Source organism: Clostridium sp. C2-6-12, assembly GCF_009928485.1.
Lineage (GTDB): Bacteria > Bacillota > Clostridia > Clostridiales > Clostridiaceae > Clostridium.
Genome location: NZ_JAABNP010000074.1, coordinates 1 through 10,067 on the forward strand (window position 1 = coordinate 1; position 10,067 = coordinate 10,067).

Annotated in this window: 14 protein-coding genes; 11 read left to right on the forward strand and 3 right to left on the reverse strand. The window is 28.5% G+C overall.

Features of this window, described 5'->3' with window-relative positions:
- The first annotated feature begins 182 nt into the window (after positions 1 to 182).
- The 5 genes from GXK56_RS27170 (at position 183) to asrC (ending at position 4,510) form a co-directional block, all read left to right on the forward strand.
- A complete protein-coding gene (locus GXK56_RS27170; protein ID WP_160693384.1) occupies positions 183 to 875 on the forward strand; it encodes a Crp/Fnr family transcriptional regulator in 693 nt (230 codons plus the stop codon).
- A gap of 80 nt (positions 876 to 955) precedes the next feature.
- The gene (locus tag GXK56_RS27175) at positions 956 to 1,723 is read left to right on the forward strand and encodes a formate/nitrite transporter family protein (RefSeq protein ID WP_160693386.1); all 768 of its coding nucleotides are present in this window, start codon (positions 956 to 958) and stop codon (positions 1,721 to 1,723) included.
- 12 nt (positions 1,724 to 1,735) lie between these two features.
- Entirely contained in the window at positions 1,736 to 2,746 is a 1,011-nt protein-coding gene (gene asrA / locus GXK56_RS27180; protein ID WP_160693388.1) for an anaerobic sulfite reductase subunit AsrA, read from the forward strand.
- The gene (gene asrB / locus GXK56_RS27185) at positions 2,739 to 3,533 is read left to right on the forward strand and encodes an anaerobic sulfite reductase subunit AsrB (protein ID WP_160693390.1); all 795 of its coding nucleotides are present in this window, start codon (positions 2,739 to 2,741) and stop codon (positions 3,531 to 3,533) included. The genes asrA and asrB overlap by 8 nt, the downstream gene beginning before the upstream one ends.
- Positions 3,534 to 3,544: 11 nt before the next feature.
- Positions 3,545 to 4,510 (forward strand): sulfite reductase subunit C, encoded by a 966-nt coding sequence (gene asrC / locus GXK56_RS27190; RefSeq protein WP_160693392.1) that lies wholly within the window; start codon positions 3,545 to 3,547, stop codon positions 4,508 to 4,510.
- A 508-nt stretch (positions 4,511 to 5,018) separates the two neighbouring features.
- Here the strand turns inward: asrC and GXK56_RS27195 are convergent.
- The 3 genes from GXK56_RS27195 to GXK56_RS27205 form a co-directional block, all read right to left on the reverse strand.
- Positions 5,019 to 6,113, reverse strand: coding sequence for a site-specific integrase (locus GXK56_RS27195; protein WP_160693394.1), 1,095 nt, complete (start codon positions 6,111 to 6,113; stop codon positions 5,019 to 5,021).
- A 77-nt stretch (positions 6,114 to 6,190) separates the two neighbouring features.
- On the reverse strand, positions 6,191 to 6,685 hold the full coding sequence (locus GXK56_RS27200) for an ImmA/IrrE family metallo-endopeptidase (RefSeq protein ID WP_160693396.1): 495 nt from the start codon (positions 6,683 to 6,685) through the stop codon (positions 6,191 to 6,193).
- Positions 6,686 to 6,703: 18 nt separating this feature from the next.
- Complete coding sequence (locus GXK56_RS27205; protein WP_243156288.1) at positions 6,704 to 7,276, reverse strand: transcriptional regulator; 573 nt, start codon at positions 7,274 to 7,276, stop codon at positions 6,704 to 6,706.
- Between the two features lie 162 nt (positions 7,277 to 7,438).
- Between GXK56_RS27205 and GXK56_RS27210 the strand changes: the two genes are divergently transcribed.
- The 6 genes from GXK56_RS27210 (at position 7,439) to GXK56_RS27235 (ending at position 10,000) form a co-directional block, all read left to right on the forward strand.
- A complete protein-coding gene (locus tag GXK56_RS27210; RefSeq protein ID WP_160693398.1) occupies positions 7,439 to 7,699 on the forward strand; it encodes a DUF739 family protein in 261 nt (86 codons plus the stop codon).
- Entirely contained in the window at positions 7,692 to 7,979 is a 288-nt protein-coding gene (locus tag GXK56_RS27215; RefSeq protein ID WP_160693400.1) for an ORF6N domain-containing protein, read from the forward strand. The genes GXK56_RS27210 and GXK56_RS27215 overlap by 8 nt, the downstream gene beginning before the upstream one ends.
- On the forward strand, positions 7,969 to 8,247 hold the full coding sequence (locus GXK56_RS27220; RefSeq protein WP_202127953.1) for a hypothetical protein: 279 nt from the start codon (positions 7,969 to 7,971) through the stop codon (positions 8,245 to 8,247). Before GXK56_RS27215 ends, GXK56_RS27220 begins: the two co-directional genes overlap by 11 nt.
- A complete protein-coding gene (locus tag GXK56_RS27225; RefSeq protein WP_160693402.1) occupies positions 8,248 to 8,445 on the forward strand; it encodes a hypothetical protein in 198 nt (65 codons plus the stop codon).
- Positions 8,442 to 9,422, forward strand: a complete 981-nt coding sequence (locus tag GXK56_RS27230) for a DNA polymerase III subunit beta (RefSeq protein ID WP_160693404.1) — start codon at positions 8,442 to 8,444, stop codon at positions 9,420 to 9,422. The genes GXK56_RS27225 and GXK56_RS27230 overlap by 4 nt, the downstream gene beginning before the upstream one ends.
- A gap of 146 nt (positions 9,423 to 9,568) precedes the next feature.
- Positions 9,569 to 10,000 carry a hypothetical protein gene (locus GXK56_RS27235; RefSeq protein ID WP_160693406.1) on the forward strand — a complete coding sequence of 144 codons (432 nt, stop codon included), beginning with the start codon at positions 9,569 to 9,571 and terminating at the stop codon, positions 9,998 to 10,000.
- The last annotated feature ends 67 nt before the right edge of the window (positions 10,001 to 10,067 follow it).

Genomic DNA, 10,067 nt, shown 5'->3' on the forward strand with positions numbered 1-10,067 from the left:
CTAAGAATATTTTCTTGAATAACCATTTGTAAAAATTAGTTATTCAACAACCTATTAAAATATAGAATAAAATGTTGTGTTAGAAAAATTAATGTCATGCGATGTCATCATAAAAAACTAGCCCAACAAGTTATAATAAAGTAATTTTAATCAACTAATTGAGTTGGTTGATAGGAGTGCTAATGAACAAGATTACAACAGAGCAATTAGAGGAATTGGAGATTTTTAATAATATATCCAAAGTTTCATATGAAAAACTTGCTCAATTGGGAGAAGTAAAAAAATATGATGCTGGAGCTCATATTTTTAGGGATAAGGAAGAGGTTTCAACTTTATATATTATTATTAGTGGAAGTGTATCATTATATAAATTAAATGAAAATGGGCATAAGCGGGTAATATTTATTTTAGGAAAAGGAAAAATGATTAATGATGTAATAATACAAGGTTTACCCTCATCAATTAATTGTGAAATTTTTGAGCAAGCACAAATTTTAAGTTATGATAAAAATATTTTTTTAAACATTATGGAAAGAGATTTTATTCTTTCTAAAAATATTATGAGTTCTTTAGCTATGAAGGTAAGAAGACTTTATAGGCAGTTGAAAAATACAACAGGTACAATAAGAATGGAAAAAAGGCTTGCAGCAAAGCTATGGAAATTAAGCAAGGACTATGGAATTAAAAGTGAAAATGGAGTAATCATTAATATGAATATTAGTGTTACCTATTTGGCTGATTTACTTGGATCTAAAAGAGAAACCATATCAAGAGCGATAAAAATATTGATAAAAGAAGAATTAATTATTTACGAAGATAAAAAAATAAAAGTGATTAATCAAGAGAAGTTATCAGAATTTTTTAAAGCACCGTGATTAAAATCACGGTGTTTTAATTTGTAATGACATATAATTATTGTATTCGATAACGTAAACATGAAAGGAGTAATTATAGTATGTTTTGTGAAGAATTTAACAGTGTGGTTATGGCAGCAAAAGCAAAAGTAAATTTATTAAAGAAAAATGGATTAGGATATTTCATAAGTTCAATGCTTGCAGGTCTTTATGTAGGTATGGGAATTATGCTTATATTCACAATTGGAGGATTGCTAAGCAGCAGCGGTTCACCAGCTACGAAAATTGTAATGGGAGTATCCTTCGGTATTGCGCTTAGTTTGGTTATTATGGCTGGCTCAGAATTATTTACAGGTAATAATTTTGTAATGACAGCAGCTTCTTTAAGTAAAGAAGTAAAGTGGAGTGATACTCTTAAAGTATGGATAGTTTGTTTTTTAGGAAATTTAGTTGGTTCTATTATTGCAGGATATATGTTTTATGCAACAGGACTTTCAGCAGGACCTATAGGGGAATTTATTGCTAAAACTTCTGCAACTAAAATGAGTATTCCATTTATGCCATTATTAATGAGAGGTATATTTTGCAACATATTAGTGTGTTTAGCTACATGGTGCAGCTTTAAATTAAAAAGTGAATCTGGAAAACTTATAATGATATTTTGGTGTTTATTTGCATTTATAACATCAGGTTTTGAACACAGTGTTGCTAATATGACTCTTTTAACAATTGGATTACTTAATCCAGGTGCAGCAAGCGTAAGCGTAATGGGATATGTATATAACATTGGAGTAGTAACACTTGGAAACATGATTGGTGGAGCAGTATTTTTAGCGTTGCCTTATTATATAATCGCAAAAAAGAAGTAAAGGAGTAAGCATATGGGATATAAATTAAATAAAAAAGCTATTAACGATATATTTCAAGATTTATCAAAAGAATATGTAATATATGCACCAAAATTATTTGAAGGTGAAGGTTCTTTTTCTGATACAGATAGAGTGCGTTACGGCGAAATAAAAACAATAGATGATATTGTTTTTGATAAAAAAGCTGAGTATTCGCATAAAGAAGTATTAATTCCTATTTCTGAAACTCTTTTCTTCTTTACAGAAGATTCTATAAAGGAAGCTGATGCTCGCAAAAAAGGTGCAATTATATTTTTAAGAAGTTGTGATTTGCATGCAGTAAAGAGAACAGATGACATTTACTTGAAAAATGGACAAGAGGATCATTATTATAAAAGAATAAGAGAAAATACTAAGTTTATTTTAATGGGATGTGAAAATTCCTTTGATAATTGTTTCTGCGTAAGTATGGGAACGAATACAACTGATGAATACAATGCATATTTAAAAGTAATTGGCGACAGCGTATATGTAGATGTCAAAGATAGTGAGTTTGAAAAAATATTTGGAGCTAATGAAGAAGTTGAAGTTAAACCAGATTTTGTAGATAGTAATAGCGTAAGTGTTTCAGTACCAGAAAATCTTTCTTTAGATGTTATGAAATCAGAAATGTGGAAAGAGTATAGCAGTCGTTGTATTGCTTGTGGAAGATGTAATTTTGTATGTCCAACATGTACTTGTTTTACAATGCAGGATATTTTCTATACTGATAATGGTAAAGCAGGAGAAAGACGCAGAGTATGGGCATCATGTCATGTAGATGGATTTACTAATATGGCTGGAGGTCATAGCTTTAGATTAGATAAGGGACAACGTATGCGTTTTAAAGTACTGCATAAGGTTTATGATTATAAAAAGAAATGGGGATATCACATGTGTGTTGGTTGTGGAAGATGTGATGATATCTGCCCAGAATATATATCATTCTCAAATTGTATAAACAAATTAAAAGATGGTATGGAAGAGGTGTCTGGAAATGAGTAAAAATGAATATATCCCTTTTTTATCAGAAATTAAAGAGGTAATTAAGCATACAGAAATTGAATATACTTTTAGAATGAAATTTGAAGGAGACGTAAAACCAGGTCAGTTTTTTGAAGTTTCATTACCTAAATATGGGGAAGCTCCTATATCAGTAAGTGGTATAGGCGAAGGTACAGTTGATTTAACAATAAGAAGAGTTGGTAAAGTAACAAATGAAATTTTCAATACTTATGTTGGAGATAAGTTATTTTTAAGAGGACCTTATGGAAATGGATTTGATATAGAAAACTATAAAGGCAAAGAATTAATAGTTGTTGCTGGAGGAACAGGTCTTTCACCAGTAAGAGGTGTTGTAGATTATTTTGCTAAAAATTCTAAGGATTCAGAAGGCTTTACTTTAATTGCAGGATTTAAATCACCAAGTGACGTTTTATTCAAAGATGATATTAAAATGTGGACAAACAACATGAATTTAATATTAACTGTGGATAATGCTGAAGAAGGATATGAAGGTAATGTAGGAATGGTTACTAAGTATATTCCTGAACTTGAAATCAAAGATATTAACAATGCTGTAGTTATTGTAGTAGGTCCTCCTATAATGATGAAATTTACTGTAGCAGAATTTTTAAAGCGTGGAATACCAGAAGATAATGTTTGGATTTCTCAAGAAAGAAAAATGTGCTGTGGAATTGGAAAATGTGGACATTGTAAAATAGATGATACATACATTTGTTTAGATGGACCTGTTTTCAATTATTCAATAGGCAAATCTTTAATAGATTAGGAGGAGTAGCTGTGGATTTAAATACTAAACAAATCAAAAAAAATGCTTTTAGAGTTACAAAGGTAAGAGGAATAACTGCTTCAAGAGTTAGAGTTCCTGGTGGTCATTTAGATGCAGAACTACTTGGAAAGATACAAGAAATTTCAGAAAAATACGGAGATGGTACTGTTCATATTACTACTCGTCAAGGTTTTGAAATTCCTGGTATAAGATTTGAAGACATGGATAAAGTAAATGAACTGTTACAACCTATTATTGAAAAGTTAGATATAAATCAAGAGATCCCTGGAAAAGGATATACAGCAGCAGGAACTAGAAATGTATCTGCCTGTGTTGGAAATAATGTATGTCCATTTGCCAATTATAATACAACAAACTTTGCTAAAAGAATAGAAAAAGCAATATTTCCAAATGATTTACACTTTAAAATTGCTTTGACAGGATGTCCAAATGATTGTATTAAAGCAAGAACTCATGACTTTGGTATAATAGGTATGACAGAGCCACAATATAATGCTGATAGATGTGTAGATTGTGGAGCCTGTGTAAGAGCTTGTAAGAAAAAATCTGTAGGAGCATTAGAAACAGTTAATTATAAAGTCGCTAGAAATGCTGAAAAATGCATTGGCTGTGGTGAATGTGTAAATGCATGTCCTACAGGTGCATGGACAAGAAGCAAAGAGAAATATTACAAACTAGTTCTTATGGGAAGATCAGGAAAGAAGAATCCACGTTTAGCTGAAGATTTCTTGATTTGGGCTGATGAACAAAGTATTACAAAAATTATTTTAAATACTTATAAATTTGTTACAGAATATATAGATAAAGATGCTCCAGGTGGAAAAGAGCATATAGGATATATTATTGATAGAGTAGGTTTTGAAGAATATAAGAAGTGGGCACTAGAAGGTGTTGAATTCCCAGAAAAAACTATAATTAAAAATCGTATTTACTGGAGTGGAGTACATTTTTGCTAAAGTAAAGTGAATTAATTAGATCATATATAACAATAGAGATAGTATTTGCACTTGCAAAATACTATCTCTATCATTATAAAATAAAGAAAAATTATGTTTCAGTTATAATTATGTTCAATAATTTTGAATATTATACAATTAACTGATTTTTATTTAGTGAAAGTATATTTATTATTTGAAATGCAATTTTTTTTTGGCAAAGTAACATAGGTTACATAAAAAGAATAATAAAAATAGTATTATTTTATTAAGGAAAGCGAAATACTAATAAAGAATTAATAAATTTTAGTTGTTCGTCAAAAAAACGTCAAAAAAATGATTAAAAATAAGATATTTCGTATAGTTAGAAAAATATAAAAATAAGAAATACTTAATTTGACGATTAAGTTGTTTTAAAATTAGGAGGAAATGATATGAGTTTATTTTTAGGAAAGATACATTAAAATCCTTTTAATGCTTGATATGATTGGAGTTTTAGAAGAAACGTCAAAAGTTTTATTCAAAAAATTTATAAATATTTGTCAATTATATCAGTAGCTCTTTTTAGCATTTCATCATTTACATGTGAATATATTGACATTGTCATTTCTACATCATGACCTAAGAATTTAGCAGCAGTTTTAAAATCCACTCCATTGGCAATTAAATTAGTAGCATAAGTATGCCTTAATTCATGTATTGAAATATCAAAACCTAATTTAACATATTCTCTATGCAAATTGCTGCCAGTAGAAATTGTATTTTTATAGGTAAATATTCTTCCATCAATTCTTAAGATGGAATTTTTTTTATATATTTTCAAATTTTCTAAAACACTTTTAGGAATGGGTACAATTCTATTAGAATTTTTTGATTTCACAGATCCAAAATCAAATATCTTTTTATCGATTTGCTTCCACTGTTTATTTATTGAGATTTTTCGATTATCAAAATCAATATCAGTCCAGGTAAGGGCTAAAATTTCACCTAATCTCAATCCACATTTTGCTGCAATTATAGAAATTAAATGATATTTCTTATTTTTTATTTTACTTAAGAGTTCTTCTTCTTCTTGAGAATTAAGAACTCTTTTGGTAGTTACATTTTTATCAGTTTTAAATTTTATGTTATTATAATTTACAGGATTGATTAGTATTAAGTTGTATTGATAAATTGCAGCTTTAAAAAATGCACTTAATTTTTGTAAATAAGTTTTTATCGTAATAGACTTCAATCCCTTGGAGACCATCAAATCAACGCATTTTTGTATATGAATTGATTTTATTGTGGTGATATCCATATCTTCAATATCCTTAAAATGTTTTAAGGCAGTTTCATAACCAACTAAAGTGTTAGTTTCTAAATTTAATTTCATATGCTCTTTATGAATAGTTATAAAATTCTTGAATATCAAATTTTGATATTCACTATCAGAATTAAGATTTATTTTAGCTTTTAATTCTTGCAACATTTTATCAGCTGCTATTTTAGCAGATTTTTTACATTCTCGAGTATTAGGAAAGCCTTGCTTACTTTTTTGTTTCCATCTTCCCAGCTCATCTTTGTATGATATTATTACCTGTATTCCACTATCCTTATCCCTATAAGTAACATTATATTCCATTTAACCATCCCTTTCTAGAACTTACGTTCTATTTGTATTTATAAAATAAACCAGTTTTACACTGGATATTAGCAATTTTAAGAAACAATTTCACCATCAAACATTTTAACAAAAGCAAAAGCAGGTTCAAAAGTAATAAAATATTCGTTAAATCTTTTTCCTATTCCATATTGAGCTTTAAAGTCTTCCATTATATTAATCATTTCTTCTACAGTTAATTCATAGAAATCAGCTAATTCATATATACTACTAAAACCACATTTTATTGCATGAACTATGTCTAAAGGATTTAATATAAATTTATATCCATGTCTACGAGCGATTAATTCTTGTTTTTTATTTTCAATTATACTTTGATCAGTTATATCACTATAGTTTTTTATATGATGCCCAAGCTCTTCAGCTAATATCTCAAGCTTTTCTTTAGAGGAATTACGAGAATTAATAATTATAATACTTTCTTTTCCTTTGCTAATGTATTTACCACATTTTTTATTGGTGCCAAGGTCAATCTCTAATACCTCGACACCTTCTTTTTTAGCTTTAATTAATAGTTTTTCGTATCTTGTCATATGTAATCCACCCTTCGATTACTTCTGTCTTTTCTTTAACGCTTCTAATATTCGTTTATCCACTTCTACTTTTTCTTCTTCTGTTAAATTATCATCATGTGCAGCTAAAGTAGTTATGTCTAAATCGTTTAATGTTTGAGGCTCTTTTTTAGTAGTAGCAGTAATTAATTCTGTAACATTATTTTTTATTTCTGTATATGTAGGTATCAGTGTAAGTTCAGCAACTCTTTTGTTTGCTTCTTTTTTACCTAAGGAATTTAATTTATTGTAATTTTCTAATAATATTATTTCTTCTTTTGAAAGTTTGTCATTTTTTATTGATTCCAAAGCTTCAATATAATGTATTTTCTCCATTGGTACATCGTATCCCATTAACCAAGCTTCATTAACATTTAATGCCATACCTAACATTGATAGTTTTTCTTGGCCTGGCTTAACTGTTCCAGATAAATATTGACTAATATCAGATTTATTCATTTTAACATTATATTTTTCGCAAAATGGTCTAACCATATCTAATAAATCGACCTGTCTAAGTTTTCGTTCTTGCATTAGTTGTTTTAATCTTACAGATGTATTTTCAATATTCATAATATCAATCCTTTCACATATTATAATATAACATTTTGAATAAAAGTTCAATACTTAAAACTAAAAAGTTAAAAATGTTGAACAAATGTATTGACACAGATTTTACGACATGATAATATTAAATTGTTCAAAAGATTGAACTTGATGATAGGAGGTGGGTATATGGCTTTTAATTATAGTAAGTTAAGAGGAAGAATAATAGAAAAATTTGGTACTCAAGGTTGTTTTTCCAAAGCTGTAGGCGTTTCTGAAAGAACTTTGTCATTAAAATTAAACAATAAAATATTCTTTTCTCAAGATGAAATTAGCAGAATGTCAGAATTATTAGAGATAACATCAGATAAGATTCAATTCTATTTTTTGAGAAAGAAGTTCAAAGTTTTGAACAAAACGATAAAAAAGGAGGACAAGCTAAATGGATAAATTAATTCCAATGGAATATGAAAATCAAAGAATTATGACAACTAAAGTGCTAGCAGAAGAGTTCGGAACAGAAGATAAGATAATTAGCAATAATTTCAATAGAAATATAAACAGATTTGTTAAAGATAAACATTATTATAAATTAGAAGGTTCAGAATTAAAGGCGTTTAAAGGATATCATCAAAATGATGAAAGCCTTAAATATGTATCAGTTTTATATCTTTGGACAGAACGTGGAGCAGCAAGACATGCAAAGATTTTAGATACAGATGAAGCATAGGGATCATAAAAAAGGGGTACATCATAATAGAAAGTTGTATTTAAAGTATAAGCTTCAATTTCAAAACTATTTAGAAGCACATTTATTAAGTGAATATTTAACTAGAGAAGAAATAAAAGCAGTTTTAGAGATAAAGGACAAGCCGTTAGATAGGCTCTTAAAGAGTTTAACAATGTATAAGGGTAAATATGCGAGGGAAGATGTAATTTTAAAATGTATGGCTGATAAGAAGGTCACCGAAGATGAAATTTTGGAACTGGATCTATAAATGGATACTTCAAGAAAAGTTTTAATTAATAGATGGTGCTGCCATTTCTGTTTAAATTATCAGCCACAATGCAAAAAAGGTATGAAGCTATGTCGTGGATATTGTAAAGCAACTGGAGCTTATAAGCAAAGGACAGATAAGTGTAAAAAGTATTTTAAAGAAGGATTACAAATTGGATTTTTGGAGGCGAGTAAATGAAAGCAATAGTTAATAGTGAATCATTATTTTTACTAAAAAAATTAGTTAAGAATGGCGTGGTTAAGTTATTAGCAGAGTCAAAAGACCATAAATGCCAAGTAGAAATTATTGAGCCGAATAATATTGATAAAGAAGAAGGTGTTTTATCAATACCTGAACAAGTTTTTTCATTATTGCCAAGAAAGACAAGCTTAATAGTAAGGGACAAAGTGATTAAATCCGATAAGCAAGAATTAAATTTTGAGAATAAAGATAATCAAATACAAGAAATTGAAATGAGTGAAGGAAGATGTTTTGATATAACTAATTTTTCAGAATTAATTGAAGTAGTTTATGCAAGGACTAAAGAGGAGATAAGACCAGTTTTAAGATGTATTCTCATAGATAAATGCAATTTTGTTGCACTAGATGGCTACAGAATGAGTGTTAGAAGCAGTATAGAAGATATGACAGATAAACAAATTATTATTCCAGGTAGCATTGTTGAGATGTTAAATAATTTTAAAAAAAGTGATATTGCAACAGTCTATGAAAATGATAATTATATAAAGATTTGTTTTGGTTGGATTTCAATAACTGCATCAAAAGAAAAAGACTTGCAATTTATAAGTTATGACAGTTTGATCCCCAAAGAGCATAAAACTAAAGTTATAGTTAACTCTTCGGAATTAGTAAGTTTATGTAAACAAATAGGTAGATTAGATCAAGGCTATAGCAATTTACTGAGAATTAAATTTAATACAGACAGTTCATATGCGACTGCAAAGAATCAAGAACTTAAAATAAAAAGGTATTTCTCAGCAGAAGTTGAAGGAGAAGAACTTGAGATTGGAATTAACTCAAGGTACTTGTTGGAAGCATTAAAAAATTATACAGGAAATGCAACCCTATATATAAATAATCCAATTAACCCTATTTTAGTAACAGATGAAAAGAATAAAAAGGATTTAGTATTACCAATAAGGCTAATTAGATAAGCTTGCAAGACTATAAGCGTTAGCAGGGATTACAAATGGCTAATTAAGGTTACTGCAAAACATGAGGGGATTATTCCCCTCAACATAACATGTAGATAAGGCAAATTATTCGGAATAACCGAATAATTAAGAAAGGGTGAAGTAAGATGGGAGTTACAATTGATAGTAAAAACAAGTCTATAGATTTAGGATATGGAGGATTTAATAGATTAAGAAACAAAATATCAGAATTAGTTAATAATGAAATTGCAGAACACTACAAAGAACTTGAAAAAGGTCAATTTTTATTTGGAGAAGATAAAAGAAAAGAGTTCTTTAAGAAATATGATGCAGAAACAGAAAGACTTGATAAGAAATACGATTATAAATATAATTCGATATTACATTTTTTATATGCTTGTGATTGCGGTGCAACTAAGGAAGTAGATGTATGCAAAGAAATATATGAAGTTATAAAAGATTATGATGATAATATTGCATATGGCTATACAGGAAGAGAAGATTGCACTATGTTTAAGGATTTTAAAGAACTGGTGAAAGATTGCATTGATAATAATGAATCTATGGAGTGGTGCTGATACTACAGAATTTGTAGATTTGACGTAGTAATTAATAAAAATTATGTTCTTTGAAAATTGAATAATG

Excerpts from the sequence above, each read along its gene's own strand:
- GXK56_RS27170 (WP_160693384.1), top strand. The coding sequence starts at position 183 with ATGAACAAGATTACAACAGAGCAATTAGAGGAATTGGAGATTTTTAAT.
- GXK56_RS27175 (WP_160693386.1), top strand. The coding sequence starts at position 956 with ATGTTTTGTGAAGAATTTAACAGTGTGGTTATGGCAGCAAAAGCAAAA.
- asrA (WP_160693388.1), top strand. The coding sequence starts at position 1,736 with ATGGGATATAAATTAAATAAAAAAGCTATTAACGATATATTTCAAGAT.
- asrB (WP_160693390.1), top strand. The coding sequence starts at position 2,739 with ATGAGTAAAAATGAATATATCCCTTTTTTATCAGAAATTAAAGAGGTA.
- GXK56_RS27195 (WP_160693394.1), bottom strand. The coding sequence starts at position 6,113 with ATGGAATATAATGTTACTTATAGGGATAAGGATAGTGGAATACAGGTA.
- GXK56_RS27200 (WP_160693396.1), bottom strand. The coding sequence starts at position 6,685 with ATGACAAGATACGAAAAACTATTAATTAAAGCTAAAAAAGAAGGTGTC.
- GXK56_RS27205 (WP_243156288.1), bottom strand. The coding sequence starts at position 7,276 with ATGAATATTGAAAATACATCTGTAAGATTAAAACAACTAATGCAAGAA.
- GXK56_RS27210 (WP_160693398.1), top strand. The coding sequence starts at position 7,439 with ATGGCTTTTAATTATAGTAAGTTAAGAGGAAGAATAATAGAAAAATTT.
- GXK56_RS27215 (WP_160693400.1), top strand. The coding sequence starts at position 7,692 with ATGGATAAATTAATTCCAATGGAATATGAAAATCAAAGAATTATGACA.
- GXK56_RS27220 (WP_202127953.1), top strand. The coding sequence starts at position 7,969 with ATGAAGCATAGGGATCATAAAAAAGGGGTACATCATAATAGAAAGTTG.
- GXK56_RS27225 (WP_160693402.1), top strand. The coding sequence starts at position 8,248 with ATGGATACTTCAAGAAAAGTTTTAATTAATAGATGGTGCTGCCATTTC.
- GXK56_RS27230 (WP_160693404.1), top strand. The coding sequence starts at position 8,442 with ATGAAAGCAATAGTTAATAGTGAATCATTATTTTTACTAAAAAAATTA.
- GXK56_RS27235 (WP_160693406.1), top strand. The coding sequence starts at position 9,569 with ATGGGAGTTACAATTGATAGTAAAAACAAGTCTATAGATTTAGGATAT.